At 65.7% G+C, this 25644-nt stretch carries 29 protein-coding genes and 1 tRNA gene; 15 read left to right on the top strand and 15 right to left on the bottom strand.

Features of this window, described 5'->3' with window-relative positions:
• The first annotated feature begins 100 nt into the window (after window positions 1–100).
• The 4 genes from IFR23_RS05650 to IFR23_RS05665 all read left to right on the top strand — a co-directional run bounded on the left by IFR23_RS05650 (window position 101) and on the right by IFR23_RS05665 (window position 5354).
• Window positions 101–1441, top strand: coding sequence for an MFS transporter (locus tag IFR23_RS05650; protein WP_192975070.1), 1341 nt, complete (start codon window positions 101–103; stop codon window positions 1439–1441).
• 86 nt (window positions 1442–1527) lie between these two features.
• Complete coding sequence (locus IFR23_RS05655) at window positions 1528–2655, top strand: glycoside hydrolase family 68 protein (RefSeq protein WP_192975071.1); 1128 nt, start codon at window positions 1528–1530, stop codon at window positions 2653–2655.
• A gap of 200 nt (window positions 2656–2855) precedes the next feature.
• Window positions 2856–5150 (top strand): glycoside hydrolase family 31 protein, encoded by a 2295-nt coding sequence (locus tag IFR23_RS05660; protein ID WP_244655507.1) that lies wholly within the window; start codon window positions 2856–2858, stop codon window positions 5148–5150.
• A 130-nt stretch (window positions 5151–5280) separates the two neighbouring features.
• Window positions 5281–5354 (top strand) — tRNA-Gly (locus IFR23_RS05665).
• A 2-nt stretch (window positions 5355–5356) separates the two neighbouring features.
• On the opposite strand, the gene IFR23_RS05670 is transcribed toward IFR23_RS05665, so the two are convergent.
• From IFR23_RS05670 to groES, 7 genes are all read right to left on the bottom strand, one after another.
• Window positions 5357–5755, bottom strand: coding sequence for a winged helix DNA-binding protein (locus IFR23_RS05670; RefSeq protein WP_244655482.1), 399 nt, complete (start codon window positions 5753–5755; stop codon window positions 5357–5359).
• 20 nt (window positions 5756–5775) lie between these two features.
• Window positions 5776–6234 carry a hypothetical protein gene (locus IFR23_RS05675; RefSeq protein WP_192975073.1) on the bottom strand — a complete coding sequence of 153 codons (459 nt, stop codon included), beginning with the start codon at window positions 6232–6234 and terminating at the stop codon, window positions 5776–5778.
• A gap of 34 nt (window positions 6235–6268) precedes the next feature.
• Complete coding sequence (locus tag IFR23_RS05680; RefSeq protein WP_192975074.1) at window positions 6269–7222, bottom strand: sigma factor-like helix-turn-helix DNA-binding protein; 954 nt, start codon at window positions 7220–7222, stop codon at window positions 6269–6271.
• A gap of 76 nt (window positions 7223–7298) precedes the next feature.
• The gene (locus IFR23_RS05685) at window positions 7299–8066 is read right to left on the bottom strand and encodes a methyl-accepting chemotaxis protein (protein WP_192975075.1); all 768 of its coding nucleotides are present in this window, start codon (window positions 8064–8066) and stop codon (window positions 7299–7301) included.
• On the bottom strand, window positions 8063–8488 hold the full coding sequence (locus IFR23_RS05690) for a globin family protein (protein ID WP_107963807.1): 426 nt from the start codon (window positions 8486–8488) through the stop codon (window positions 8063–8065). The genes IFR23_RS05685 and IFR23_RS05690 overlap by 4 nt, the downstream gene beginning before the upstream one ends.
• 265 nt (window positions 8489–8753) lie before the next feature.
• Window positions 8754–10397 (bottom strand): chaperonin GroEL, encoded by a 1644-nt coding sequence (groL, locus tag IFR23_RS05695; protein WP_056065680.1) that lies wholly within the window; start codon window positions 10395–10397, stop codon window positions 8754–8756.
• A 119-nt stretch (window positions 10398–10516) separates the two neighbouring features.
• Window positions 10517–10804 carry a co-chaperone GroES gene (gene groES, locus IFR23_RS05700; RefSeq protein ID WP_056052039.1) on the bottom strand — a complete coding sequence of 96 codons (288 nt, stop codon included), beginning with the start codon at window positions 10802–10804 and terminating at the stop codon, window positions 10517–10519.
• A gap of 490 nt (window positions 10805–11294) precedes the next feature.
• Between groES and sppA the strand changes: the two genes are divergently transcribed.
• Window positions 11295–13238: a signal peptide peptidase SppA gene (gene sppA, locus IFR23_RS05705; protein WP_192975076.1), complete on the top strand. Its 1944-nt coding sequence runs from the start codon at window positions 11295–11297 to the stop codon at window positions 13236–13238.
• Window positions 13238–13825: a GNAT family N-acetyltransferase gene (locus IFR23_RS05710; RefSeq protein WP_192975077.1), complete on the top strand. Its 588-nt coding sequence runs from the start codon at window positions 13238–13240 to the stop codon at window positions 13823–13825. Before sppA ends, IFR23_RS05710 begins: the two co-directional genes overlap by 1 nt.
• Before the next feature lie 317 nt (window positions 13826–14142).
• On the opposite strand, the gene IFR23_RS05715 is transcribed toward IFR23_RS05710, so the two are convergent.
• Window positions 14143–14781 carry a trimeric intracellular cation channel family protein gene (locus tag IFR23_RS05715; protein ID WP_192975372.1) on the bottom strand — a complete coding sequence of 213 codons (639 nt, stop codon included), beginning with the start codon at window positions 14779–14781 and terminating at the stop codon, window positions 14143–14145.
• Window positions 14782–14978: 197 nt separating this feature from the next.
• Here IFR23_RS05715 and IFR23_RS05720 point away from each other — a divergent pair, with 197 nt between their 5' ends.
• Together IFR23_RS05720 and IFR23_RS05725 are read left to right on the top strand one after the other, a co-directional pair.
• Window positions 14979–15284 (top strand): glycine zipper 2TM domain-containing protein, encoded by a 306-nt coding sequence (locus tag IFR23_RS05720; RefSeq protein ID WP_056065671.1) that lies wholly within the window; start codon window positions 14979–14981, stop codon window positions 15282–15284.
• Between the two features lie 105 nt (window positions 15285–15389).
• A complete protein-coding gene (locus IFR23_RS05725) occupies window positions 15390–15818 on the top strand; it encodes an OsmC family protein (protein ID WP_192975078.1) in 429 nt (142 codons plus the stop codon).
• Between the two features lie 57 nt (window positions 15819–15875).
• On the opposite strand, the gene IFR23_RS05730 is transcribed toward IFR23_RS05725, so the two are convergent.
• Window positions 15876–16097, bottom strand: coding sequence for a hypothetical protein (locus IFR23_RS05730; RefSeq protein WP_056052052.1), 222 nt, complete (start codon window positions 16095–16097; stop codon window positions 15876–15878).
• A 111-nt stretch (window positions 16098–16208) separates the two neighbouring features.
• Here IFR23_RS05730 and IFR23_RS05735 point away from each other — a divergent pair, with 111 nt between their 5' ends.
• From IFR23_RS05735 to IFR23_RS05745, 3 genes are all read left to right on the top strand, one after another.
• Entirely contained in the window at window positions 16209–16940 is a 732-nt protein-coding gene (locus IFR23_RS05735; protein WP_192975079.1) for a hypothetical protein, read from the top strand.
• 358 nt (window positions 16941–17298) lie between these two features.
• Window positions 17299–17673, top strand: a complete 375-nt coding sequence (gene crcB / locus IFR23_RS05740; protein ID WP_056489728.1) for a fluoride efflux transporter CrcB — start codon at window positions 17299–17301, stop codon at window positions 17671–17673.
• Window positions 17670–18965, top strand: coding sequence for an RluA family pseudouridine synthase (locus IFR23_RS05745; RefSeq protein WP_192975080.1), 1296 nt, complete (start codon window positions 17670–17672; stop codon window positions 18963–18965). Before crcB ends, IFR23_RS05745 begins: the two co-directional genes overlap by 4 nt.
• A 365-nt stretch (window positions 18966–19330) precedes the next feature.
• Here IFR23_RS05745 and IFR23_RS05750 read toward each other — a convergent pair whose 3' ends face one another.
• Window positions 19331–19825, bottom strand: coding sequence for a DUF1440 domain-containing protein (locus tag IFR23_RS05750; protein ID WP_192975081.1), 495 nt, complete (start codon window positions 19823–19825; stop codon window positions 19331–19333).
• Between the two features lie 114 nt (window positions 19826–19939).
• On the opposite strand from IFR23_RS05750, the gene IFR23_RS05755 reads away from it, so the two are divergent.
• From IFR23_RS05755 to IFR23_RS05765, 3 genes are read left to right on the top strand one after another with little or no spacing between them, the layout of a single operon-like run.
• Entirely contained in the window at window positions 19940–20599 is a 660-nt protein-coding gene (locus IFR23_RS05755) for an HAD-IA family hydrolase (RefSeq protein WP_192975082.1), read from the top strand.
• Window positions 20596–20814 (top strand): hypothetical protein, encoded by a 219-nt coding sequence (locus IFR23_RS05760; RefSeq protein WP_192975083.1) that lies wholly within the window; start codon window positions 20596–20598, stop codon window positions 20812–20814. The genes IFR23_RS05755 and IFR23_RS05760 overlap by 4 nt, the downstream gene beginning before the upstream one ends.
• 13 nt (window positions 20815–20827) lie before the next feature.
• Entirely contained in the window at window positions 20828–21508 is a 681-nt protein-coding gene (locus IFR23_RS05765) for an ATP12 family protein (RefSeq protein ID WP_192975084.1), read from the top strand.
• A gap of 91 nt (window positions 21509–21599) precedes the next feature.
• Here IFR23_RS05765 and gmk read toward each other — a convergent pair whose 3' ends face one another.
• From gmk to IFR23_RS05790, 5 genes are all read right to left on the bottom strand, one after another.
• Window positions 21600–22250: a guanylate kinase gene (gmk, locus tag IFR23_RS05770; protein WP_132737269.1), complete on the bottom strand. Its 651-nt coding sequence runs from the start codon at window positions 22248–22250 to the stop codon at window positions 21600–21602.
• Between the two features lie 72 nt (window positions 22251–22322).
• Entirely contained in the window at window positions 22323–22523 is a 201-nt protein-coding gene (locus tag IFR23_RS05775) for a hypothetical protein (RefSeq protein WP_056052077.1), read from the bottom strand.
• On the bottom strand, window positions 22520–22732 hold the full coding sequence (locus tag IFR23_RS05780; RefSeq protein WP_056489740.1) for a hypothetical protein: 213 nt from the start codon (window positions 22730–22732) through the stop codon (window positions 22520–22522). Before IFR23_RS05780 ends, IFR23_RS05775 begins: the two co-directional genes overlap by 4 nt.
• Window positions 22733–22879: 147 nt before the next feature.
• Window positions 22880–24268, bottom strand: a complete 1389-nt coding sequence (fumC, locus tag IFR23_RS05785; RefSeq protein ID WP_192975085.1) for a class II fumarate hydratase — start codon at window positions 24266–24268, stop codon at window positions 22880–22882.
• A gap of 186 nt (window positions 24269–24454) precedes the next feature.
• Window positions 24455–24940 (bottom strand): SspB family protein, encoded by a 486-nt coding sequence (locus IFR23_RS05790; RefSeq protein ID WP_056052087.1) that lies wholly within the window; start codon window positions 24938–24940, stop codon window positions 24455–24457.
• A gap of 71 nt (window positions 24941–25011) precedes the next feature.
• Here IFR23_RS05790 and hisB point away from each other — a divergent pair, with 71 nt between their 5' ends.
• Window positions 25012–25599 carry an imidazoleglycerol-phosphate dehydratase HisB gene (gene hisB / locus IFR23_RS05795; RefSeq protein WP_132896001.1) on the top strand — a complete coding sequence of 196 codons (588 nt, stop codon included), beginning with the start codon at window positions 25012–25014 and terminating at the stop codon, window positions 25597–25599.
• Window positions 25600–25644 lie beyond the last annotated feature (45 nt).

A 25644-nucleotide genomic window follows, 5' to 3' on the forward strand; every position in this document is an offset into this window, starting at 1 on the left:
CCGAGAGACTTTGCAATCGATTGTTGCATTCCGCTGCCGCGTAGGTAAGTTCAGACATACCCCGCGCAGACGGGCGTTTCCGCCAATGAGGATGGCCGTCATGCGTTCCCCCGAATCCAAGCCGCATCTTTCGCTGGCCCGCATCCTCGAGATGAACCTGGGGTTCCTCGGGTTGCAGTTCAGCTTCGGATTGCAACAGGGCAACATGGCGCCGATCTACAGCTATCTCGGCGCGTCCGAGGCTTCGCTACCGTTGCTACAGTTGGCGGGCCCGATGACCGGACTCCTGATCCAGCCGCTGATCGGCGCACTCAGCGACCGAACGGATTCTCGCTGGGGCCGGCGGACGCCCTATTTCCTGTTCGGCGCGGTGCTGTGCGCCTTCGGGCTGTTCTTCATGCCGCTCAGCCATTCGATCCTGATGGCGGTTTCGATGCTGTGGATCCTCGATGCCGGCAACAACATCACCATGGAGCCGTACCGCGCCTATGTCTCGGACCGGCTGAACGAGGACCAGCACGAGATCGGCTTCCTGACGCAGAGCGCTTTTACCGGCCTTGCGCAGATGCTGGCATTCCTGACGCCGTCATTGCTCGTCTGGGCAGGCATGAACCAGGATTGGGTCGACGCGCACAATATTCCGTACACCGCGCGCATCGCCTTCATGATCGGTGCGGTGCTGTCGTTCTCGACGATCCTCTGGTCGATCCGGCGCGTACCCGAACTGCCGCTGTCGCTCGCCGAACGCACGCGGATCGCGGCCAAGCCGAAGGGGCTGGCCGCGACCTTGAATGAAATCGGGTCCGCGATCCGCGACATGCCGCCGGCGATGCGCAGGCTGGCGGTGATGAGCCTGTTCCAATGGTATGCGATGGCCGCCTACTGGGCCTATGTGATCTATTCGATCGGCCGATCGGTGTATGGCACCGAGGTCGCGACGTCGTCCGGATTCCATTCGGCGGTGCTGACCAACGGCGTGATGGCGGCGTTCTACAACGGCGTCGCGTTCGTCGCGGCATTCGCGATGGTCCCGCTGGCGAAGCGACTGGGCGCGGCGAGCCTGCACGCGCTGTGCCTCGTGCTCGCCGGGATCGGCATGATGTGGCTGCCGCATATCACCGACAAGGCGCTGCTGTTCGTGCCAGCGATCGGAATCGGCATCGGCTGGGCGAGCATCATGGGCAACCCCTACGTCATCCTCGCGGGCGCGATCCCGGCCGAGCGGACCGGCGTCTATATGGGGATCTTCAACATGATGATCGTCATCCCGATGCTGGTCTTCGCGGCAACCATGCCGTTTTGCTACGGGCCGCTGCTGAACGGCGATCCGCGTAACGTGCTGACGCTGTGCGGCATCCTGATGCTCTGTGCCGCGATCGCCGTCTGGACGGTCCGCGAGCGTAATGGCGAAGGCCTGCCGGTCGGCGCGACGCGCCTTTGACGCACGCTCAACGACAGCCCGACCCGCTTCCCGCCGAAGCGCTCGAAATCGCTTCGCGACCTCTCCTCATCGACTCCAGGATTCCCATGCCCGCCACCACCATCACCCCCTGGTCCGTCGACATGCTGGACCGCATTGCTGCGCAGTCGAACGCCGCGCTGCCGGTCATAACGGCTGCCGACATCGTGGCGATCGTACCCGGTCACGACCTGTGGGACATGTGGCCGATCGCGTACCGCGACGGCCGCACCGCGATCGTCGACGGTCGTAGCTGGTGGTTCTTCCTGGCCACACCGCAGTTCGACGATCCTGAGGACCGCCACGACGCCGCGCGCATCCGCCTGACCAGCGCGGGCGCCGATGGCTGGCGCGATCATGGCGATGTGTTTGCCGACGGGTTCACGCCGGGCAGTCGCGAATGGTCCGGCTCCGCGGTGCTCGACGACGATGGCGAGACGCTGATGATGTATCTGACGGCCGCCGGGCGTCGCGGTGAACCTCGCAGCTTCGAACAACGCCTGTTCGAGACACGCGGGCGGTTCGTCGACGGCCGGATCGTCGACTGGAGCGCGCCGATCGAATCGATCGCGGCGGACGGCGCGCTCTATCGGCAGGCGGACCAACGCGAGGCGGTCGACGGCAGGATCAAGGGTTTCCGCGACCCCGGCTATTTCCAGGACCCAGCCGATGGCACCGAGTATCTGCTGTTCGCGGGGTCCGCTGGTTGGGTCGACGCGGTGGACGACGGTGTGATCGGAGTCGCCGCGCGCGCCATCGGCAACGCGAACTGGAGCCTGCGGCCACCACTCGTCCACGCGATCGGCGTCAACAGCGAACTCGAACGGCCGCATATCGTGCTGCACGAGGATCTCTATTATCTGTTCTGGTCGACCCAGGCGAAGCGGTTTGCCGCCGGGGTCGATGCACCGACCGGATTATACGGTATGGTAGCCGACGCAGTTTCGGGACCGTGGCGACCGTTGAACGGCTCCGGCCTGGTCGCAGCCAATCCTTCCGCCGAGCCTTTCCAGGCCTATTGCTGGTGGGTCACGGGGGAACTCGAGGTGATCAGCTTCGTCGACTACGCCGATCTGGGCCGGGCCGACGCTACGGTCAGCGCTTCGCTTCGCCGCACGAAGTTCGGCGGCACGGTGGCACCGTCGTTCCGCCTGGCGCTGAACGGCGACACCGCGGCGATCGTCTCCGCTCCGTAAGATTCACCCGCGAGAGCCCAACCGAGCTCATTTATACGACCACGTCGTTCTGGCATTCCGACCGCGAAACGAGCATGTTCGCGCGTGACCATTGCACGCGCTCGCGTCTCCCCGTTGACGGAAACCCCGACCCTATGCCGACTTTCCTTTCCGCCGCGCGCCTCCTGCTGGCCGGTACGTGCCTGACGTCTGCGATTGCGATGCAGGCGAACGCCGACCCGCTAGCGACGCTCGACCGCAACGGCAGCTTGGTCGCGATCGAGCCCTACGCGCCCAACATCGTCCGCGTAACTATCTCGCTCGACCGCACGCTCGCCGACGCGCCGCCGGGCGAAGGCCCCAACGCCAAGCCCGACGTGAGTGGCTGGACGCACCGCACCGACGCCAGCGGTGACGTGTTCGCCTCGGGTGCGGTATCGCTGACCGTCAACGCACAGCCATGGCCGAAGGCGCCTAGCCAGATGGAGCGTTACTTCGCGCCGTCGCTCCCGCCGGTGTCGATCGCGGTGCGCAAGCCCGATGGTCGCGTGATCGCCGAGATGACCGGCTGGGAAATGTCGCCGCAGACCGTCAACGGCGAGAAGACGTTCCGCGTCGGCGCGAGCTTCGCGGTGCAGCCGAACGAGCATTATTACGGGCTCGGCCAGAACCAGGAAGGTGTCTTGGATCTCAAGGGCCGCACCATCGATTGCCGCCACAACTACGACGCGCCGGCGGGCGAGACGGTGTGCGTGCCGTTCATGGTGACCAACAAAGGCTACGGCATCGTGTGGGACAATGCGTCCGCGACCACCGTGTCGCCCGGCCTGTCGAATTCGACGCACTGGCAGTCGAACGTCGGCGAGCGCGTGTCGTTCTTCGTCATCACTGGCGACACCACCGACGAACTATACGCCGGTTATGCCAAGCTGACCGGCGCGACGCCGCTACCACCCAAGGCCGCGTTCGGGCTGATCCAGTCGAAGGCGCGCTACGAAACTCAGGCCGAACTGCTCGGTGTCGCCAACGGCTATCGCAAGCGCGGTTTGCCGCTCGACGTGATGGTGCTCGACTGGTTCTACTGGTCGCGGATGGGACAGCTCGACATCGACCGAACCTATTTCCCCGATCCCAAGGGCATGAACGACACGCTCAAGAGCATGGGCATGCATTCGATCATCAGCGTGTGGCCGCGGTTCGAGAAGGAATCGCGCTATTTCAATTTCCTCGGCACCAAGGGATGGCTGTTGAAGGACAAGGACGGCGGTGTCGTGGACGGCCTGCCGATCCGCTCCGATCGTGCCGGTGCGCTGCTCGATTCGACCAACCCGGATGCGCGAGGCTGGTTCTGGGATCGGATCCGAGACAATATCGCGAGCCAGGGCTTCGACTGGTTCTGGCTCGACGAAACCGAGCCGGACCTTGTGCCCGACGGCAATTTCTTCTCGATCGGGTCGGGCGATCGCTATCACAACCTCTATCCGCTCGTGCACACCCGCAGCGTCGCGGAAGGCTCCGCGCGAGACCGGCCTGACTTCCGCAACCTGATACTCGCCCGCGCTGCGTATCTGGGTACGCAGCGCAACGGGGCGCTGTTCTGGTCGTCGGATGTGCAGGCAACATGGGAAACCTTGCACCGCCAGGTCCCTGCGGGGCTCGGCTTTACCGCGACCGGCATGGCCTATTGGAGCAGCGATACGGGCGGCTGGCAGTACCCGAACGGGCCGAAGGCGGAACATACGCCGTTGCTCGATCCGGCGGGTGCGACCGCGATGTCGCCGAGCTACGCGGATTATCCCGAACTGTTCACGCGCTGGTTCGCGTATAACAGCTTCACGCCGACGCTGCGGATCCACGGCCAGCGTCCGGCGACGGCGATCTGGGAATATGGTGCGGCAGCCGAACCGGTGCTCGCCGGCTTCCTGAAGCTACGATATTCGCTGATCCCGTATATCTATTCGCTCGGCTATCAGACCTACAAGACGGGTGCGCCGTTCATGCGCGCGCTGTTCATGGACTTCCCGAACGACCCCGACGTCGCGACGATCGGCGACGAGTATATGTTCGGCCCGGCCTTCCTGGTCGCACCGGTTACGGAACAGGGCGCCACTGCCCGCAAGGTCTACCTCCCGGCTGGGTCCGAATGGTATGATTATTGGACCGATCAGCGGTATGCCGGCGGTCAGACGATCGTTGCCGCGGCTCCGATTGACCGCATCCCGCTGTTCGTCCGCGCGGGGTCGATCGTGCCGATGGGCGTGCAGGTGCCAAGCACGGCGACGAAGCAGGCGCTCGAGATGATCAAGGTCTATCCGGGCCGTGACGCGAGCTTCACGCTGTACGACGACGACGGCGTGACCAATGGCTACAAGAAGGGTGGCGGATCCAGCGCAGTCCTCCGCTGGAACGACGCGTCCGGGACGCTGACGGCGTCGGGCGCATTGCCCACGCGGCAGGACATCAAGACGTTGGTAAAGGTGGTTGCGCCACGTCAGCCAACCCCGGCCGTACGGTAGCGCACGGCAAGGATGGCGAAGGATTCAAGCGCCATCCTCATGGCTTGCACGGACGATTGCCGCACGCTATCTCCGACTACGCACTCTCGCTTCGACAGCGGAGACGCAAAGCCACGGCAACGCCGGCTTCGCGGGTATAGTACAATGGTAGTACAGCAGCCTTCCAAGCTGAATACACGGGTTCGATTCCCGTTACCCGCTCCACCCTATTCTTCGATCAGGCGCCCGAGAAGACTCGTCATGCGACGTCTACCCAACGCGGTGAGCTGGACGTGCGATCGGCGGCCGTCGCGTTCGTCTCGCGTGCGTTCGACCAGGTCGGCATCCTGGAGCATCGTCAGATAGCGCAGCGCGGTGGCCGACGGCGCACGCGCACCGATGCAGACCGCGGATACGCTGAGCTGGCGCCGCTCGTGATCGGAAATGAACAGATCCAGCAGGATGTCCCAAGCCGGCTCCGAGAATAGCGCCTCGCCGAGCAACGTGTCGCGCACCTTGCGAAGCTCGTACAGCCGTTTGGCCATGTCGACCAACACCAGCGGCGATACGCCGAGCGAAGCTGTACGCTGAGCGGCAATGGGCGCCATGGCAATTGCGTAAGTCATATACGTCTTCCGAATATGCTTCAGCGGAAGGTCGGGTCCTGGCGACTCCAGTCGAGATCCGAGCCATGTGCCCGGATCCTGCGCGAGTGCCTGACTGTCCCGATCACGAGAAGCAGGACGATGGGGTAGCTCCAGGCCGCGGAAAGGACCGCGTAGACGAGCCGGATCACGTCAGGGCTGATCGCCCGGGCCAGATGAGCCCCCGTCCCCAACGCGTGGAGCGCGGTGGCCCAGGCCGGCCAGAACCGATCGGCCTTGAGCGTGATCGCGATCAGCACCGCCAGCAGGATCAAGTCGACGATCATCACGCCGCTCTCCACACCTGCGAACAGGAAGGGGATGGTCCGCTGGACGAAACCGGTCGACAGTGCCGCGACCAGCAAGGCCAACCCCGTCAGTCGCTCCGGTGCTCCGCCCCGCAGGAGCGCATAGCCGGATGCGGCCACCTGTATCGCGTAGAACAGCCAGACCCGATCCAACTCTTACCTCCAAAGCAGGACCGAAACCGGCCGTTCAGGCCACTGCCGCGAGGCGAACCGGAATCTCCGCTCGCAACGCGCCTTCGTTGGGCGGACATTCCGCGGTGTCGCCGTATCCGTAGAACTGCCCGAGCCCGATCTCGGCGCGGACGTCGACCAGCGCGCGATGCGCTTCGACGAAGCGCTGGCGCGCATTGATGATGTCGAGCGACGCCTGCGATATCATCTGCAACGCGGCAACGCCGGTGCCGACCGGCAGGTTGGCTGCGACACGCTGTTGCAACAGCGTCGATACACACGAGGCCGCGAGCATTGCCGCGTGATCGACGGCAGCCTCGGCCTTGAGGAAATCCAGGGTGACCTTGTCGGTCGCGTCTCGTCGTTGTTTCAGCATCGTCGTTCTCCCCGTTGGCGCCGTCGTTGCGGAGCCGTGTACGGGAGCGCTGCGGTCTCGGTTCGATCGCAACAGGCTGGTCAGCGTCATCGCCATGTTCACGAGCGCCATCGACGTGACGGCGATCAGGCCCATGAGTGCGATCAGTCTGACTATCCTGTCGCCAACCGAAAACCGATTGCGCGCCACTCCCGTCGATCCACCCACTTCGGAGATTCCGAAGAAGCGGCGAACAAGCCCCCACGGCTCGGTCTGACCGGTCCTTGGGGCGTGGGACGGGGGGATGGGAACGTCGATTGGTTCGGATGGTAGCCGTTCGTACGTCGGCAAAGGCTGTTCGGACGGCGGGGCGGCGCGGGTCAGGACGAAGTCGTCGCCTTCGCCACGTTCATGCTCATGCTCCTGCAGCCGCCGCGCTGCCTCGAACCGCGTGCCGACGCCGAGGATCTGGATGGCGCGCTCGATCCGCTTGTCGATCGCGGACGGCGACACCCCGAAGATCGCCGCGATCTCCTTCGAATTGTGATGCGTCAGCACGAGCCGCAGGCACGCGCGCTGGGCTTCGGTCAACTGATCGATACGTCCTGCGGTCATGCCGGGAGGGTAGCGCGAACGCGAAGCGGTTGCACTGTCTATCCGGCCTCACCGCATCAAGGATTTTGCCCGATCGTCAGCGGGTCGATGCGGCGGCGACGCGGCTCAGTTGGCGGGCAATGACGTTGACGGTCGTGGCGGCCGACGCCACGCGCCCGATGATCGTGGCGGCGGCATCGATCCGATCGACCGCCTCGCCCGTGAGGGAGGCGGCCGTTCCGGCGTTGCGGCGCTGATCCTGCGCGGTATCGGCGATACCCTCGATCATGTCACGTTCGTGATCGATCAACGCGCTGCTATCGGCGAACGCGCCGCGCACCTGCGCCACGTGGTCGCCCACCGCACCGGTGCGCGCGTCGATATCGGCAGTCGCGGTCATCGTCTGCGCAGACAGAACGGTCATCTCGGCCGCGACCGCTGCGAAGCCGCCGCCATGACCATCCTGTCGTGCCGCCTCGATCCGGGCGTTGAGCGCGAGGAGACGGCTGCGTGCCGCGATGCCGCCGATGGTGCCGGAGATCACGAGGATGCTGTCCGCGGTCTCGCCCAGCGTATCGAACAGCGGCATGTGATCCGCCGCGAGCCGTTGCGCGCGGGCGAGCAGCTTGAGCTGCTTGCGGACGTTGCGTTCGACCAGCGTCGCGGCCGCATCGAGTTCGACGACCAGCGCGGCGATCTGGCGCATGTCCTCCGCCGCCAGCCGCACCATGTCGGTCGCGGCCGCGGCTTCCTGGCTGACCATCGACGCGACGTCGGACAGCCGCGCGGCCACGGCATCGAGCGCCGCATGCGGAACGACCGACGCAGGCGTGCCTGTCGGAACCGCGGCGGCCGCTGGGATCATGCCGATTTGCGCGCCGCGGCGTGGCCCGCCTCGATCATCGCGTCGGCGAGTATCGTGTAGGCCGCAGCCCACGCATCGTGCGTAGCCGTATCGAACAGATCGCCGAGCTGCACGGCCAGCGTATCGAGCAGCGCGGCACCGACCACCGCATAGTGGCGATCGAGCACGCCGTAGCCGACATGCCGGATCGCAAGCTCGCGCGCGACCGGGAGGAGTTCGTCGAGCCGGTCGAGCGAATCCACCACCGACGCCAGAGTCAGGACCAGCTTTCGGCCTTGTTCGACCATGTCGCCGCGGAACAGCGGGCGGGTATCCGGAGCGAGTTGGAAAAGCCGGGCGTAGAACGCGGCGGCGACTGCATCGGGGATCGGCAGGACGTGGATGAAGCTGTCCTGGACGAGATTTATCTGCCGGGAGTCCATTGTAATCGCATCCTTTATGCCTCGAAAGGATGTGTAGGCGGCGAAGGTTAACGAGGTGAAAAGGCCGGAGTGTTCGATCGCGAACGGGCACAAAAAAGCCGGCGAGGGATGATCCCCTGCCGGCTTTTTCGCTGGTCGTTCTGGTCGGAACGGAGGACCGGCGAAGCCGGCCCTTTTCGTCGGACGGGACTGGGGGCTTCGCCGCCCAGCCCGCCGGCCGTTCTGATTTTCTGTCCGAGGCAGGTTGCCCTGCCCCGGTCGAAAATCAGAAGTCCATGCCGCCCATGCCGCCCATGCCGCCGCCGCCCATGGGCATGGCGGGCTTGTCTTCGGCCATTTCGCTCACGGCCGCTTCGGTCGTGATCAGGAGGCCTGCGACCGATGCTGCGTTCTGCAGCGCGGTGCGGACGACCTTGGTCGGATCGATCACGCCGGCTTCCACCAGGTTCTCGTACGTGTCGGTCGCGGCGTTGAAGCCGATCGACGTGTCGTTGCCGTCGAGCAGCTTGCCCGAAACCACCGCACCGTCATGACCTGCGTTCTGCGCGATCTGGCGAACCAGAGCCGTCAGCGACTTCCGGACGATGTCGATACCGCGCGTCTGGTCGTCGTTCGCACCCTCGAGGCCATCAAGCGCCTTGGTTGCGTACAGCAGAGCCGTACCGCCGCCGGGGACGATGCCTTCTTCGACGGCTGCGCGGGTTGCGTGCAGCGCGTCGTCGACGCGGTCCTTGCGCTCCTTGACCTCAACCTCGGAAGACCCACCGACCTTGATCACGGCAACGCCGCCGGCAAGCTTGGCGAGACGCTCCTGGAGCTTCTCCTTGTCGTAGTCGCTGGTCGTGTTCTCGATCTGCTGGCGGATCGCCTCGGTGCGGCCCTTGATCGTGTCGTGATCGCCGGCACCGTCGACGATGACGGTGTTGTCCTTGTCGATCGTGACGCGCTTGGCGGTGCCGAGCATGCCGAGCGTGACGGTCTCGAGCTTGATGCCGAGGTCTTCCGAGATCATCTCGCCCTTGGTCAGGATCGCGATGTCCTCGAGCATCGCCTTGCGACGATCGCCGAAGCCCGGTGCCTTGACCGCTGCGACCTTCAGGCCGCCGCGCAGCTTGTTGACGACGAGCGTGGCCAGAGCCTCACCCTCGATGTCCTCAGCGATGATCAGGAGCGGACGACCCGACTGGACGACGGCTTCCAGGATCGGGAGCATCGCCTGCAGGTTCGACAGCTTCTTCTCGTGGATCAGGATGTAGGGATCCTGAAGCTCGACGGTCATCTTCTCGGGGTTGGTGATGAAGTACGGCGACAGATAGCCGCGGTCGAACTGCATGCCCTCGACGACGTCGAGCTCGAATTCGAGACCCTTCGCTTCCTCGACGGTGATCACGCCTTCCTTGCCGACCTTCTCCATGGCTTCGGCGATCTTCTCGCCGACTTCACGGTCGCCATTGGCCGAGATGATGCCGACCTGCGCCACTTCCTTCGAACCCGAAACCGGCTTCGAACGCGCCTTGACGTCCTCGACGACCTTGATGACGGCGAGATCGATGCCGCGCTTCAGGTCCATCGGGTTCATGCCCGCTGCGACCGACTTCATGCCCTCGCGAACGATGGCCTGCGCCAGAACCGTCGCGGTGGTGGTGCCGTCACCGGCGATGTCGTTGGTCTTCGAAGCCACTTCGCGCAGCATCTGCGCACCCATGTTCTCGAACTTGTCCTTGAGCTCGATCTCCTTGGCGACGGTGACGCCGTCCTTGGTGATGCGCGGTGCGCCGAAGCTCTTGTCGATGACGACGTTGCGGCCCTTGGGGCCCAAGGTCACCTTGACTGCGTCGGCGAGGATGTCGACGCCGCGGAGGATGCGCTCACGCGCGTCACGACCGAATTTTACGTCCTTGGAAGCCATGTCAGCTGCCCTTTCAAAAAAGTGAAGTACAGGAAGTGCAGACGCTGGCGCAGAATTCGCGGCCAGCATTTCTCGGCCCGTTCACGTCAGCAATAGCCGACGATCCCGAGCCCGTCGGGTCAACCGACGATGCCGAGAATGTCCGATTCCTTCATGATCAGCAGGTCTTCACCGTCGACCTTGACCTCGGTGCCCGACCACTTGCCGAACAGGATCTTGTCGCCGGTCTTGACGTCGAGCGGGGTGATCGTGCCGTTCTCGGCGCGGGTGCCGGTGCCGATGGCGACGACTTCGCCTTCCTGCGGCTTTTCCTTGGCGGTGTCGGGGATGATGATGCCGCCAGCCGTCTTCTCTTCGGCTTCGAGGCGCTTCACCAGCACGCGATCATGCAATGGACGAAAGTTCATGGGGTCCATGTCCTTTTGGATTGTGACAGATTTCTGGCACTCGAGGTTATCGAGTGCCAACGGACGGCATATGTGCCTCGGGGTGCGGCATGTCAAAGGTTCCGGGGGTGAAATTTTTTCGGGCGGGCGTGGTATTCGGGCATCGTGGCTGAGGGGGGCGTGACGGTACTGCTGAGCACTGCCGTTCTCCTGCGCACGCAGGAGTCCAGGGTGACGGGGGGCGGTGCTTGGTATCCTGGGCTCCTGCGTTCGCAGGAGAACACTCGGGCGGTTCGCTGCTTCCTTCTTCTCCCCTTCCGCTTGCCGGAGGGGTCGAGGGAGGGGTTTCTCGGGCGGGGTGCTTGTGGGACTTCCCTCCCCTAACCCCTCCCGCACGCGGGAGGGGAACTGCGTGGCGGTTGGGGTAGATGGGCTGGCTTGAACCGCTCCTGTGTTGGACGCGTAATACAGGGCATTTACCTGTGCGCCCCGTTGCTCTAGCTCTCGTCCCATGACCGATACCGCTGCCCCGTCCTACGCCCCGTCCTATGTCGACCCTGCCCGCCCGCCGCGGCGGAAATGGCGGCTCGTGCGGGGCGTGTGGAAGTTCCTCGTGGCGATCAAGGATGCGCTCGTCCTGATCGCGATGTTGCTGTTCTTCGGGCTGATCTTCGCGGCGCTCAACGCGCGGCAGAGCACGACGGCGATCAAGGATGGCGCGCTGGTACTCGACCTCAACGGTTCGATCGTCGAGCAGCCCGAGGAGCAGGCCGCGTTCGCAGCACTTTCGGGGCAGAGCCGGACGCGGCAGTTCCGCCTGCGCGACGTGGTGCGCTCGATCGACACCGCGCGCACCGATGCGCGCGTGAAGGTCGTCGTGCTCGATCTCGACAGCTTCGGCGGCGCGTATCCGGCAGCCCTCGGCGAGGTCGGCGATGCGCTGGCGCGGGTGCGGGCGAGCGGCAAGCCGGTGCTGGCTTACGCGACCGCGTACACCGATGGCGGCTATCGCCTTGCAGCGAATGCGAGTGAGATCTGGGTGAACCCGCTGGGTGGCACGATCTTCATGGGGCCGGGCGGCAACCAGCTCTATTACAAGGGCCTGATCGACAAGCTCGGCGTCAACGCGCACGTCTACCGGGTCGGCCGCTACAAGTCGTTCGTCGAGCCCTACACGCGGGCGGACCAGAGCGACGACGCGCGCGCCGCCAGCACCGCGCTGTACGGCACGCTGTTCGCGCAGTGGCGTGAGGCCGTCGCGAAAGCACGCCCCAAGGCGCAGATCGCGCAGTTCATGACCGCGCCCGACAAGGTGATCCTCGCGGCGAACGGTAACATCGCCGAGGCGAATTTGCGCGCGGGCATCGTCGACAAGCTCGGCGACCGGACCAGCTTCGGGCGGCGCGTGGCGGAGATCGCCGGCAGCGACGCGAACAAGCCGGCGGGCAACTACACCGCGATCAAGTACGACGCTTGGGTGAAGGCGAACCCCCTCCCCACAGCGGGCGACTCGATCGGCGTGCTGACGATCGCCGGCGAGATCGTCGACGGCGAGAGCGGCCCCGGCAAGGCGGCGGGCAAGACGATCGAGAAGGCGGTGCTCGACGGGCTCGCGAAGAAGACGCTGAAGGCGCTCGTCGTGCGCGTCGATTCGCCGGGCGGGTCGGTGATGGCATCGGAGCAGATCCGGCTTGCGATCCTCGAGGCCAAGCGGCAGAAGCTGCCCGTGGTCGTGTCGATGGGCGGACTCGCGGCTAGCGGCGGTTACTGGGTGTCGACTCCGGCCGACGTGATCTTCGCCGAGCGCGGCACGATCACCGGCTCGATCGGTATCTTCGGCGTGATCCCGACGTTCGAGAACGCGCTCGCCAAGATCGGCGTGACCAGCGACGGCGTGAAGACCACGCCGCTGTCGGGCCAGCCCGACATCACCGGCGGTACCACGCCGATGTTCGACGCGATCGCGCAGGCGGGGATCGAGAACGGCTATCGCCAGTTCGTCTCGCGCGTGGCGGCATCGCGGAAGATGACGCCGGCGCGGGTCGACGAGATTGGCCAGGGACGCGTCTGGGATGGCGGCACCGCGCGGCAGATCGGCCTGGTCGACCGGTTCGGGACGTTGCAGGACGCGATCGACGAGGCCGCCAAGCGCGCCAAGCTCGATCCGGCTAAGGTGCATGCCGAGTATCTGGAGAAGAAGCCGGGCTTCCTCGCGACGATCGCGCAGGATTTCGGCACTGATGGCGACGATGATGCAGGTGGTGGCGATGCGTTCGCGCATGTCGCGGCGGACCGGCGCCAGATGCTCGCGCGCGCCGTGGGTGACATGAAGCGGCTGGCGACGTCGGGCGCGATCCAAGCGCGCTGCCTCGAGTGTGGCGGGATGGGGCCGACGAGCGCGGGTATCGGCGATGCCAAGCTGCTCGACCTGCTACTGGCGCGGATCGGGTTCTGATGGCGATCCCCGCAACTGGCAACGGCGGCGGGATCGTCATCCGGGCGGCGGTCCCCGAGGATGCCGCGTCGATCGCGGCGATATATGCGCCGCACGTGCTGGTCGGGACGGTATCGTTCGAGACCGAGGCGCCCGATGCGCGGCAGATGCGCGCGCGAATGGCGGCGTCGGACGGGCTGTATCCGTGGCTGGTCGCGACGATAGGTACTGAGGGTGGCGTGCTGGCGTATGCCTATGCGTCCGCGTTTCACAAGCGCGAGGCGTATCGGTTCGCGTGCGAGACCACGGTGTATGTCGCGGATGCGGCGCAGCGGCAGGGCGCGGGGCGGCTGTTGTACGAGGCGCTGATCGATACGCTGCGGGCTCAGGGGTTTACGCAGGCGATCGGGGCGATTGCGCTGCCGAACGATTCGTCGATCAAGCTGCATGAGGCGGTCGGGTTTCGCCGCGCGGGGGTGTACCGCGAGGTCGGGTACAAGAACGGGCAGTGGATCGATGTCGGGCATTGGCAGTGTGAGTTGAACGAACCTGCGATGCCGCCGGTGGAGCCGAAGCGGTTTGCGGGTGTTGGGGTTATGCGGGGGTAAAGCTTCCGCACCTCATTATAGAAGGCTCGCGCGAACACTCACACCACCCCGGCGAAGGCAGGGGTCCAATTGGTGAGGTTATAGTAACGTAGCGCGGTCCGTCGTCAGCAACGTCCCCCAATTGGGCCCCGGCCTTCGCCGGGGTGGTGACGGTGTTGGAAGGTGCTTTCTCCAATGAGCAGAGATCAGACCGACGAGTGGTAATTGTCGGTTCAAGTCCAACCGACCGCCCCCTCCTCCTTGTTCTCCCGCGAAGGCGGGAGCCCAGACTGGGTCCCCGCCTTCGCGGGGAAACATACTTGGCGCGGGGCGATGGGTTAGCGGCGGCCACCGTACGCAGGCAGCGCTAGATGAAAGCGGATGGCGGCCGCCCTCAGCGTGAACCCAGCACTCGCCGCGATCACCGCCGCCAACGCCAGCGGTACGCCCAGCAACACCAGCCCGACATAACTCGCCGCCGCGAGCGCCGCTGCGGTCACGTACAATTCCGGCCGCATCAGGATCGACGGCTCTCCCGCGAGCACATCGCGGATGATACCGCCGACGCACGCCGTCATCACCCCCATCAGCGCCGCGGGCACGGGCGGCACGCCGTAGCCGAGCGCCTTCGCCGCGCCGTACACCGCATACGCTGCCAGCCCGACCGCATCGAACCAGCCGAGCGCTTCGTCCTTCCACCAGCGCTCGGGCGTCACCCAGATCAGCAGCGCCATGCCCAGGCAGACGCTCGCCGCCCGCGCATCGTGGACCCAGAACACCGGTGCGCCGATCAGCAGGTCGCGTACCGTACCGCCGCCGACGCCGGTGATCAGCCCGAAGAACACGAGCGTCACGAACGTCTGGCCGCGCTTGGCCGCGGCGAGCGCCCCCGATGCGGCGAACACCGCGAGCCCGGCCAAGTCGAACCAAGGCGCGGCGACGGGCAGGATCTCGACGGACAAGGGCACGGGCAACATCGCCGCGGCGTAACCGGCCTGCCATCCAGCGTAAAGCGCGACCACGGAATGACGTCGCTCGCGCCGAAAACGCAGTGACTCGAATACCGGCAGCAAAGATGAACGCCAGCATGAACGCGGTGTTGTTTTTGGTTCATGCAACTGGCGGTATAGTCCCCTCGTTACATCAGCAGATCAATTCACTAGGGAGTTACATCATGCGTAAGTTCGTTCTGGCCATGGGCCTCAGCGCAATGGTCCTGCCGACCGTCCTCGTGCCGGTTTCGGCCGCAGATGCGCGCGATCGTCGCGAATGGCGTGGTCGTGACGGCCGCGTCTACTGCAAGAAGAGCAACGGCACGACCGGCACGATCATCGGCGGCGTCGGCGGCGCACTGCTCGGCCGCACGGTCGACACCCGCGGCGATCGCACGGTCGGCACGCTGGGCGGCGCCGTCCTCGGTGGCCTCGCCGGTCGTGCGATCGACAAGGGCACGAGCAACAACAACCGTCGTTGCCGCTGACACTCATCGGCTAAATCAATGCCGCTATTTCGGTAGTTGCGCGTTGTGGAAGGGCGTCGTGGGAAACCGCGGCGCCTTTTTCTTGTCCGATGAAGGATCAAAACGATGACCACACGCAGCGGTTCGGCAAAGTATGAAGGCCTCGGCAAGAGCGGCAAGGGCCATGTCTCGACGCAGTCGGGCGTGTTGTTGAACAACCCGTACGGCTTCAACACGCGGTTCGAGAACGAGCCCGGCACCAACCCCGAAGAGCTGATCGCGGCCGCGCATGCATCGTGTTTCACGATGGCGCTGAGCTTCGCGCTCGCCAGCAAGGGGTATGAGGCGGGGACGCTCGAGACGTCCGCCAAGGTTACGCTCGACAAGGATGGCGACGGGTTCAAGATCACCAAGTCGGCGCTGACGCTGAACGCGAAGGTCGACGGCATCTCGAAGGAAGAGTTCGAGGCGATCGCCGCGGACGCCAAGGCGAACTGCCCGGTGTCGAAGGTGCTCAACGCCGAGATCACGCTGGAGCACACGCTCGCCGCATAAAGCGGTTGCGTGTTTGCGATTGGAGGGCCCGGTGGAAACGCCGGGCTCTTTCTTGCGTCAGATGATCCCGCCGCCGAGGCTGAGGCGGAGCGCGAAGATGATGATCAGGACGATGTTGAGGTTGCGGCCACCGCTGCTCGACGAGAGCGCGCCAACCGCGGCGCCGACGATGCCGATCGGGATAACGAGCCAGTTCATCCAGCCGAGCAACGGGATGAACGCGACGAGGCCAAGCACCAGGGTGACGAGACCGATGAGGATCGAGACGATGTTCAGCATGGGGTGAACATGGCGAGTCGCGGGGGTTGGGGCAAGATCGGCGTCACGCGCTCGACTGGGGATATGCGGAAAACGCTTTCTTCACCGTCTTTCGCGCATAGGATGGCGGTGATGAGTTTTCCCTTGCGCCCCGCCCTGATCCTTTTGCCATTTGCGCTGGCCGCATGTGGACGGTCGTCGACCGACCAGCAGGATCTCAACAGCCTCGATGCCGAGCTGACCAACGGCGCGGTGCGCGATCCGGCGCTGGCGTCGTCGCTGGGGGGGCAGATCATGGTCGATCCTCGGCTGGCGCAGTCGTCGAATACCGACGCGGTGCGCCCGCCGCCTCGTCCGGATAGCGGCGCGGTGCCGCCGGAAGGTCCGCTCAAGGCCGATCCGGTCGATCCGCGGACTCTCAAGCGCGCGTCGGCAGCGTCCAGCGAATGTCCGGAGTGCAAGTCCGCGAACGGTGCGCTGACGCTGGGGGCGCTGGCGGAGCGGCAGACGACGCCGGATGCGGGCGTTTGCGCGCAGAAGATCGGCTACTCGGCGGGGTGGGCGAACCGGTTGCCGGCGGACCTGCCGCTGTATCCGGCGGCGCGGTTGACCGAGGCTGCTGGGGCGGATCGGGACGGGTGTCGGTTGCGCGTGGTGAGTTTCGCGAGCGCTGCGCCGATGCAGAAGATGCTCGACTGGTATTTCACGAAGGCTAGCGCGGCTGGGTATTCGGCTGGGCATAGTACGGATGGCAAGCAGCATGTGCTGGGCGGGGTTCGGGGGAACGACGCTTATGTTGTGTATGTGACGGCGCGGGCCGGGGGCGGGAGCGATGTGGATATGGTTTCCAACGCTGGGCGGTGAGGGCGTGGCTCTGTTCCACTGAGCAGCATTTTCTGGAATGCACCGCCACACGTGCACCTCCCCGGCGGAGGCCGGGGTCCAGTTGAGGGACGTCGCTAACTGAGCGCGATCCTTCGTTATTGCCACCTTTCCAACTGGGCCCCGGCCTTCGCCGGGGTGGTGGCGTGTTGGGGTGGCGTCATACTTCCCTCCTTGTTCTCCCGCGAAGGCGGGAGCCCAGACTGGGTCCCCGCCTTCGCGGGGAAACACTTTTGGACAGGGCTCGCTCGGTGATCTCGATTTGCCCAGGATGAAGCGCACATCCCCATCCCCTGCGGCGCACCTTTCCGTTTTGCCCGATTCACGCTAGGGCGCGAGAATGCTTCCCCTTCTCTATGTCATGGTCGGTGGTGCGGTCGGATCCGGCGCGCGCTATCTGACTGGCCGCGCGATGCTGTCGTTGCTGGGGCCTGACTATCCCTTTGGTACACTCGCCGTGAATTTGATCGGTGGGTTGCTGATGGGGGTGCTGGTTGGCGTGCTTGCCCGCAATACCGCGTCGGAAACGTGGCGGCTGTTGCTTGGCGTGGGCGTATTGGGGGGATTCACGACGTTTTCGGCGTTCTCGCTGGACGTTGTAACGATGATCGAGCGAGGCGCGATCGGCGTCGCGTTCGGATATGTTTTGGTGTCGGTGATCGGTTCGGTCGCCGCGTTGTTCGCGGGTCTCTCCGCAGTAAGGGCCGTCGCATGACTGCGGGCAAAAGCGATAGCGATACGGGTTTCCGCGAGTTCAACGTCGGGTTCGACGATGACGGCATCCGGCTCGACCGGTGGTTCAAGCGGCATCTGCCCGATACGAGCTTCACGACGGTGGCGATGTGGGCGCGCACCGGACAACTCCGCGTCGACGGCGCGCGCGCGACGCCGGGCGACCGGATCGCGGCGGGCCAGATGCTCCGCGTGCCGCCGCCCGAGGCCGACAAGGCCGCCGCCGACGTCGACAAGCCCAGGCGCGTCCGCGAACGCGTGATCCTGTCGGACGAGGAGACCGAACTCGCGCAGAGCATGGTCATCCACAAGGATTTCCAGGCGTTCGTGCTGAACAAGCCGCCGGGCCTCGCGACGCAAGGCGGGACCAAGACGACGCAGCATGTCGACGGGCTGCTCGACGGATTGCAGTACGATAACGAGGGTCGGCCGAAACTGGTCCACCGGCTCGACAAGGATACGTCCGGCGCTTTGCTGGTGGCACGCACGTCGCGCGCTGCGGCGTTCTTTGCGAAGGCGTTTTCGGGGCGGACCGCGCGGAAAGTCTATTGGGCGCTGGTGGTCGACGTGCCGTCAATCGAGGACGGCATGATCGAGCTGCCGATCGCGAAACAGCCGGGCACCGGCGGCGAGAAGATGCATGTCGACGAGGCCGAGGGGGCGCCGGCGCGGACGCGGTACCGCGTGATCGAGCGCGCGGGCAACCGGGCGGCGTGGGTCGAGTTGCAGCCGTTTACCGGGCGCACGCACCAGTTGCGCGTGCACATGGCGGCGATCGGGCACCCGATCGTTGGCGACGGCAAATACGGCGGCGCGGCGGCGTTTTTGACCGGCGGTATCTCGCGAAAAATGCATTTGCATGCGCGGCGGATCAAGGTGGATCATCCGGATGGCGGGTCGATCGACGTCACCGCGGAACTGCCGACGCATTTCGCGGAAAGCTTGAAGCAGCTGGGTTTCGAGGAGAAGCTGGGCGACGACCTGGTGCTCGACGAGAAGACCGCGCCGACGCGCGAGCAGATGAAATCGCGGGCTAGGGCGCATGCGAAGTCGGTGCGGAAAGACCGTAAAGGTGAGCGGCGTGGGCGTGGGGTTGTCGAGGAGAAGGCGACGGGCAAGCCTGCGCCGAAGACGGGTGGGCCTCGGACCGGGGCTGGCTCGAAGTTCGGGGCGCCGCGGAGCGGGCCTCGGGTTGAGGGGGCCAAGCCGGCTGGGCGCGGGCGTCCGGGCGGGGCTGGGAAGCCTGGGCCTCGGAGTGGGCCTGGGACTCGGTAATTGATGGCTGCCGCCTAACGTGCCCTCACCCTTCCCACGGCCAAACAGCCGCGGGCCCCTTCCCTCTCCCCTGAGGGGAGAGGGGGAAGTGGTCAGACTGGGCGCGAAGGCCTAACCATTGCCCCACCCCGGCGAAGGCCGGGGCCCAGTTGGGGGACGTTGCTAACGAAGGGCAGCGCTTCATTATTGCCAACTTTCCAACTGGGCCCCGGCCTTCGCCGGGGTGGGGTTTCTGGTCGGCTGGCGGCGCCTTTGGCCCCAAGCCGTTCCCCCGCGAAGGCGGGGGTCCAGGAGCCACGATCGCGTCGCTGCTTGATTCCTGGGCCCCCGCCTTCGCGGGGGAACTACAGAGTGCAGCTAGCGCCCTACTTCAGCCACCCCAGCAGCAACCGCCGCACGCCCTCCGTCACCGTCCCGAACACGATGTGCGACGCCGCGCTATATAGATGCGTCGTCGGCGCGGTGTTCCACGGCGCATCGCCCAGCCCCGCCGCCGGCACCGCTGCCTCATCGAGCAACGCCGTCGTCGCGGCCGCGAACGCGGTGCCGTAGCCCGCGGTCACCGAAGGCCGGTATTCCGCCGCCACCGCATAGGCGATCCCCAACCCTGCCCCGAGCGCATAATGCACGACCTGCCCCGCGAGCGGCTTGCGATCGTCGGGGATGTCGTGGCCCACCACCACCTGCGACACCTTGTCCGCCGCCTTCTCCGTCGCAGGTTCCGCGTCGCTCTCCGACGAGGACAGCGCGGCGACGCCGGCCTGGAAGCGGTCCATCACGAACGAGGCGGCTAAGCCGGCGACCAGTCCCGCAGCGGCAGCGGCCCAGATGTTCGGGGTGTCGGTCTGTGCGTGCGCCATCGTTGAGTCTCCAGAGGTATCCGACACGAACCGCTCACAGCCGTGCGCGTTCCGGTTTGGCGTTCCCTCGCGCGCAAGCGTGATCTACGAGGCGGCGATGCGTTGGAAAATCTCATGATCCGTCTTGCCGTGTTCGATTGCGACGGGACGCTCGTCGATAGCCAGGCGAATATCTGTGTCGCGTGCGAGCGTGCGTTTGAGGGGGCCGGACTGGTCCCGCCGCCGCGTGCGGACATCCGGCGAATCGTCGGCTTGAGTCTCGTCGAGGCGATGCAGGTCTTGCTGCCGGAGGCGGACGAGGCGCTGCACCGGTCGCTTGCCACCGACTACAAGAACGCGTTCCATGCGATGCGCGCGAGTGGCGAACTGGCGGACGAACCGTTGTTCGAGGGGATTGCGGAAGTGCTGGCGACGCTCGCCGACGACGGCTGGGCGCTTGGTGTGGCGACTGGTAAGTCCGATCGCGGGCTCGCGCATATTCTGGCCGCGCACGGGATCGCCGAGCGGTTCGTGACGTTGCAGACCGCGGACCGGCATCCGTCGAAGCCCGATCCCGCGATGCTGTTCGCGGCGATCGCGGAGGCAGGTGCTGCCGTGGAGACGACCGCGATGATCGGCGATACGAGCTTTGACATGGCGATGGCGCGCGCGGCGCGGGTGCGGGCCGTCGGGGTCGCGTGGGGATATCACGACGTGCACGAGCTTTCCGATGCGGGGGCGGATGTCGTTGCGGCGGCCGTGCCGGACCTACTGCACATGGTGGCTCGGCCATGACTGAAGCGGACAAGTTGGCGCAACGGCGGTGGTTCGTGCTGGTCGGCGTTCGGCTGGCAGGGGTTGCGGGCGCGCTGCTCGGGTTGATCCTGATCGCGCGCGCGCATGATCTCGGACCGAAGATCCTCGGAACGGCGATCGTGTTGTCGGCGATGGCGATGATCGCGATCGTGCCACGCAGCCTCGCCCATCGCTGGCGGAGTACGCCTGAATGAACGGAATGGGCGCGTGAAGCGGTTCTGGAAAGACGTCGCGATCGATGCGGACCGGGTGGTGACGCTCGACGGCAAGCCGGTGCGGACGCCTGGGCGGCGGCCGCTGGCATTGCCGAGCGATGCGCTGGCCGAGGCGGTTGCGGAGGAATGGCGCGCGGTTGGCGAGACGATCGACCCGCGGACGATGCCGTTGACGGGCTTGGCGAACGCGGCGACCGATCCGATCGCGAACGATCCGGCGCAGTTCGCCGCGCGGATGGCGGCGTATGGCGAGAGCGACCTGCTCTGTTACCGCGCCGAGGGGCCGCCTCAGCTGGTCGAGCGGCAGGCGGCGTCTTGGGATCCGCTGCTGGCGTGGGCGCGGGGGCGGTATGACGTGACGTTCGCGGTGACGGCAGGCGTGATGCACGTCGCGCAACCGGCGGCGACGGTCGCGCGGTTGCATGAGGCGGTCGTGGCGTATGATGATTTTAGGCTGGCGGGGTTGTCGCCGGTGGTGACGTTGACCGGGTCGCTGGTGATCGGGCTGGCGCTGATCGAGGGCGAGATCGATGCGGATGCGGCTTGGGGCGCGGCGGGAATCGACGAGGACTGGTCGGTCGAGATGTGGGGCGAGGACTGGCAGGCGACCCAGTTGCGCGAGCTGAAGCGCAAGGAGTTCGGGGTCGGGGTAGAGTTTCTGGGACTGCTCTAACCGTTCTCCTGCGAACGCAGGAGCCCAGGATACCAAATGCTACGGCCTGTAACCCTGGACTCCTGCGTGCGCAGGAGAACGGGTTGGCGGGTCAGCGCGTCAGCCGGCGGATAAAACCGATCAGCCCGGTCTGGCGCGAGCGCTTGAGGCGCTCCGCAGCAAGGATCGTCTTCACGCCGCGGATGCAGCTGTCGACGTCGTCGTTGACCAGCACATAGTCATAGCCGTCCCAGTGGCTCACCTCGTTCGCCGCGCGCGACATGCGGGCTTCGATCACTTCTTCCGAATCGGTGCCGCGGCTGGTGAGGCGGCGGTGGAGTTCCTCCATCGAGGGCGGGAAGATGAAGACGCGGACGACGTCGCCGCCGGCGATCTGGAACAGCTGTTGCGCGCCCTGCCAGTCGATGTCGAACAACACGTCCTTGCCGGCGGCCAGCATCTCCTCGACCTGCGCGCGCGGGGTGCCGTAGCGGTGGTTGAAGACGTGCGCCCATTCGAGGAACTCGTCCTTCGCGACCATGTCGCGAAAGCCCTCGAGGTCGGTGAAGTGGTAATCCTTGCCGTCGACTTCGCCGGGTCGCATCGACCGGGTGGTGACCGAGACCGACATCTCGAGTTCGTGCTCGTCCGCGAGCAATCTGCGCGCGATGGTCGACTTGCCGGCACCGGACGGCGAGGACAGGACGAACAGGACTCCGCGACGACGGAAACCATGCGGGTCGGACGGAAGTGTGTGGGGCATGCGCGCCCTTGCCGCGGACCGCATATGGGCGTCAACCCATGCGCGGCCCGCGCGTGGTATTACGAAGGCGGATTAATAGCCGGCCTTGCGCGCCTTGTTGCGGTCATAGGCCTTCTTGGCTGCGTAACCGCCGCCGAGGATCATGCCGAGCGGCCCCATGCGGCGCATCAGGCCCATCGCCACGACGCCCTTTACTGCACCCGAGGCGCCGCCCGAACCGTCGCGACGGCCCATCTCGCGGCCGACCAATGCACTGATAATACGTCCGATCATGCTTCTGACTCCCCGAAAACCTGGTCCTTGAGTTCCGCTGCACCGCGCAGCACTGCCCAGCCGATCGCGTAGGTCACGGCTAGCGGCACGACGACCTTGAGTACGTTGGCGGTGATCGCACCGATGATCGCGCCGTCCGCGTTGCCGTCGTCGCCGCTGAGCGAGTCGATGCCTGCGCCGATCAGCGCGCCTATGGTCGTTGCGCCCACGTAATTTCTCCTGTCCGTGTGGCGGGTTAGCGTTTGGCGGAGGATTGGGTTCCCGCACGCTCGCGTTCTCCTGCGCACGCAGGAGTCCAGGGTTTCGGGCGGCGCGCTTGGTACCCTGGGCTCCTGCGTTCGCAGGAGAACGGGCGGTTAGCGGCCTAGCATCGACTCGGGTTTGACGACGCGGTCGAAGGTTTCGGCGTCAACCAGGCCGAGTGCGAGCCCGGCTTCCTTCAGGGTCAGGCCTTCGGCGTGCGCGTATTTGGCGATCTTTGCGGCGGCGTCGTAGCCGATCTCCGGGGCAAGCGCCGTCACCAGCATCAGCGAGCGGTCGAGCAGGTCCGCGATCCGCCCGCGATTGGGTTCGATGCCGTCGACGCAGCGTTCCGCGAACCCTTCCATTGCCGTCGCGAGCAGGTCGATCGAGCGGAGGACGTTGGCGCCGATCAGCGGCTTGAAGACGTTCAGTTCTAGATGCCCCTGCATCCCGCCGACCGTCACCGCGACGTGGTTGCCCATAACTTGGCCGGCGACCATCGTCAGCATCTCGCACTGGGTGGGATTGACCTTGCCCGGCATGATCGAGCTGCCGGGCTCGTTCGCGGGGAGGTCAATCTCGCCGAAGCCGCAGCGGGGGCCCGAGCCCAAGAGGCGAATGTCGTTAGCGATCTTGGTTAGCGCGACCGCCAGCGTGTTGAGCGTGCCGGACAGGTGCACGAGCGGGTCGTTCGACGCGAGTGCCTCGAACTTGTTGCGCGCGCTGACGAACGGCAGGCCGGTGATCTCGGCGAGTTCGTGCGCGATCGCGTCGCCAAAGCCGGCGGGGGCGTTGAGGCCGGTGCCGACCGCGGTGCCGCCTTGTGCGAGGATCACCATGCCGTGGCTGATCGCGGGCTCGATGCGGGCACGGCAGCGGTAGAGCTGGTTCGCGTAACCGGAGAATTCCTGGCCGAGCGTCAGTGGCGTCGCGTCCTGGAGATGGGTGCGGCCGATCTTGACGATGTCGTCCCAGGCGTTGGCCTTCGCGTCGAGCGCGGCGTGGAGCTTGTCGAGCGCGGGGATCAGGCGGTGGGTGGTGGCGATCGCGGCGGCGATGTGGAGCGCGGTCGGGAAGCTGTCGTTGGACGACTGGCTCATGTTGACGTGGTCGTTGGGGTGGACCGGCGACTTGCCGCCGCGAGTGCCGGTGAGGGCTTCGTTGGCGCGGCCGGCAATGACCTCGTTGGCGTTCATGTTCGACTGCGTGCCGCTGCCGGTCTGCCAGATGACGAGGGGGAACTGGTCGTTGAGCTTGCCGTCGATGACTTCCTGCGCGGCGGAGTCGATCGCGGCGGCGATTTTTTCGTCGAGGCCATGGGCGCGGTTCACGCGGGCGGCGGCCTGTTTGACGAGGGCGAGCGCGTGGATGATCTCGATCGGCATGCGTTCGCGCGACGCGAAGGGGAAGTTCTCGATCGAGCGTTCGGTCTGGGCGCCCCAATAGGCGGCGGCGGGGACTTCGATCGGGCCGATCGTGTCGGTTTCTGTGCGGGTGGTCATGGGGAAAGAACCTTCCGGGGCTTGCGTGGGTCCCTCGCCCCTTCGGGGAGAGGGAGGGAGGAGCGCTTGCGACGGAAGGGAGAGGGGCCGTTGGGATGAACCGTCCCGAGCCTAACTCCCCTCTCCCTTCCCACGGCAAGCGCCGCAGGCCCCTTCCCTCTCCCCGTAGGGGCGAGGGAGTTTAGGTCACTTCTTCCGCTTGAAATCCACCGCTACGACGTTCGAGCCATCCTCGATCGGCACCGCGGTCGGGCCGTCGTTTTCCGCTTCGTCATGGTCGCCAAGCGCGTCGTCCGCACCCTCCTGCGCCTGGAAGCGGAGTTCGAAGCTTACCGCGGGATCCTGGAACGCGGTGATCGCCGAGTACGGGATCACCAGCTTCGACGGGACTTGGTTGAAGCTCAGCCCGATCGAGAAGCGCTCGTCGTCGACGATGAGGTCCCAGTAACGGTTCTGCATGACGATCGTCATCTCGTCCGGGAAGCGCTCGATCAGACGCTTGGGGATGTCGACGCCGGGCGCCTGCGTCTTGAAGGTGATGTAGAAATGATGCTCGCCGGGAAGCCCGCCGGCCTCCGCGACGGAGCCGAGCACGCGGCCGACCACGGCACGCAGGGCTTCTTGTACGATCTCGTCGTACGGAATCAGGCTATCGGGCAGTCCATCGGTCATATCCCTTGGGTAGCGCCATTCGGATGCCGGTCAAGATTGCATGCGTCGTGGCGGACGTTATGGGAGGTGGCATGCGCACCGCCACGATTACCCGCTCCACCGCCGAGACGGCGATCGACGTCACCGTGAACCTCGATGGGACCGGCGTGTACGACGTCGAGACCGGGGTCGGTTTCTTCGATCACATGCTCGAACAATTGTCGCGCCACTCGCTGATCGATATCCGCGTGCGGACCAAGGGCGATCTGCATATCGACGAGCATCACACCGTCGAGGATACCGGCATCGCAATCGGGCAGGCGTTTGCGCAGGCGCTCGGCGATAAACGCGGCATCGCGCGGTACGGCGATGCGTTGTCGCCGATGGACGAGACGCTGACGCGGGTAGCGCTGGATATTTCCGGGCGGCCCTGGCTGGTGTGGAAGGACCTGTTCTCGCAGAAACGCCTGGGCGGCATGGACACCGAGATGTTCGAGCATTTCTTCCACAGCTTTGCACAGGCCGCCGGCATCACGCTGCACGTCGAGACGCTGTACGGGACCAACAACCACCACATCGCCGAGGCGGCGTTCAAGGGCGTCGCGCGCGCACTGCGGACGGCGATTGAGATCGATCCGCGCAAGGCCGATGCGATTCCGTCGACCAAGGGGATGCTCTGATGCTCCCCTCCCGCTTGCGGGAGGGGTCGGGGGAGGGCTTGGCCT

Source organism: Sphingomonas sp. CFBP 13603 (assembly GCF_014892665.1).
Classification (GTDB): Bacteria; Pseudomonadota; Alphaproteobacteria; order Sphingomonadales; family Sphingomonadaceae; genus Sphingomonas.

Bases quoted from the DNA above. Each gene is read 5' to 3' on its own strand.
- IFR23_RS05650 (WP_192975070.1), top strand. From the start codon at position 101: ATGCGTTCCCCCGAATCCAAGCCGCATCTTTCGCTGGCCCGCATCCTC.
- IFR23_RS05655 (WP_192975071.1), top strand. From the start codon at position 1,528: ATGCCCGCCACCACCATCACCCCCTGGTCCGTCGACATGCTGGACCGC.
- IFR23_RS05660 (WP_244655507.1), top strand. From the start codon at position 2,856: ATGCAGGCGAACGCCGACCCGCTAGCGACGCTCGACCGCAACGGCAGC.
- IFR23_RS05670 (WP_244655482.1), bottom strand. From the start codon at position 5,755: ATGACTTACGCAATTGCCATGGCGCCCATTGCCGCTCAGCGTACAGCT.
- IFR23_RS05680 (WP_192975074.1), bottom strand. From the start codon at position 7,222: ATGACCGCAGGACGTATCGATCAGTTGACCGAAGCCCAGCGCGCGTGC.
- IFR23_RS05685 (WP_192975075.1), bottom strand. From the start codon at position 8,066: ATGATCCCAGCGGCCGCCGCGGTTCCGACAGGCACGCCTGCGTCGGTC.
- IFR23_RS05690 (WP_107963807.1), bottom strand. From the start codon at position 8,488: ATGGACTCCCGGCAGATAAATCTCGTCCAGGACAGCTTCATCCACGTC.
- groL (WP_056065680.1), bottom strand. From the start codon at position 10,397: ATGGCTTCCAAGGACGTAAAATTCGGTCGTGACGCGCGTGAGCGCATC.
- groES (WP_056052039.1), bottom strand. From the start codon at position 10,804: ATGAACTTTCGTCCATTGCATGATCGCGTGCTGGTGAAGCGCCTCGAA.
- sppA (WP_192975076.1), top strand. From the start codon at position 11,295: ATGACCGATACCGCTGCCCCGTCCTACGCCCCGTCCTATGTCGACCCT.
- IFR23_RS05710 (WP_192975077.1), top strand. From the start codon at position 13,238: ATGGCGATCCCCGCAACTGGCAACGGCGGCGGGATCGTCATCCGGGCG.
- IFR23_RS05715 (WP_192975372.1), bottom strand. From the start codon at position 14,781: ATGTTGCCCGTGCCCTTGTCCGTCGAGATCCTGCCCGTCGCCGCGCCT.
- IFR23_RS05720 (WP_056065671.1), top strand. From the start codon at position 14,979: ATGCGTAAGTTCGTTCTGGCCATGGGCCTCAGCGCAATGGTCCTGCCG.
- IFR23_RS05725 (WP_192975078.1), top strand. From the start codon at position 15,390: ATGACCACACGCAGCGGTTCGGCAAAGTATGAAGGCCTCGGCAAGAGC.
- IFR23_RS05730 (WP_056052052.1), bottom strand. From the start codon at position 16,097: ATGCTGAACATCGTCTCGATCCTCATCGGTCTCGTCACCCTGGTGCTT.
- IFR23_RS05735 (WP_192975079.1), top strand. From the start codon at position 16,209: ATGAGTTTTCCCTTGCGCCCCGCCCTGATCCTTTTGCCATTTGCGCTG.
- crcB (WP_056489728.1), top strand. From the start codon at position 17,299: ATGCTTCCCCTTCTCTATGTCATGGTCGGTGGTGCGGTCGGATCCGGC.
- IFR23_RS05745 (WP_192975080.1), top strand. From the start codon at position 17,670: ATGACTGCGGGCAAAAGCGATAGCGATACGGGTTTCCGCGAGTTCAAC.
- IFR23_RS05750 (WP_192975081.1), bottom strand. From the start codon at position 19,825: ATGGCGCACGCACAGACCGACACCCCGAACATCTGGGCCGCTGCCGCT.
- IFR23_RS05755 (WP_192975082.1), top strand. From the start codon at position 19,940: ATGATCCGTCTTGCCGTGTTCGATTGCGACGGGACGCTCGTCGATAGC.
- IFR23_RS05760 (WP_192975083.1), top strand. From the start codon at position 20,596: ATGACTGAAGCGGACAAGTTGGCGCAACGGCGGTGGTTCGTGCTGGTC.
- gmk (WP_132737269.1), bottom strand. From the start codon at position 22,250: ATGCCCCACACACTTCCGTCCGACCCGCATGGTTTCCGTCGTCGCGGA.
- IFR23_RS05775 (WP_056052077.1), bottom strand. From the start codon at position 22,523: ATGATCGGACGTATTATCAGTGCATTGGTCGGCCGCGAGATGGGCCGT.
- fumC (WP_192975085.1), bottom strand. From the start codon at position 24,268: ATGACCACCCGCACAGAAACCGACACGATCGGCCCGATCGAAGTCCCC.
- IFR23_RS05790 (WP_056052087.1), bottom strand. From the start codon at position 24,940: ATGACCGATGGACTGCCCGATAGCCTGATTCCGTACGACGAGATCGTA.
- hisB (WP_132896001.1), top strand. From the start codon at position 25,012: ATGCGCACCGCCACGATTACCCGCTCCACCGCCGAGACGGCGATCGAC.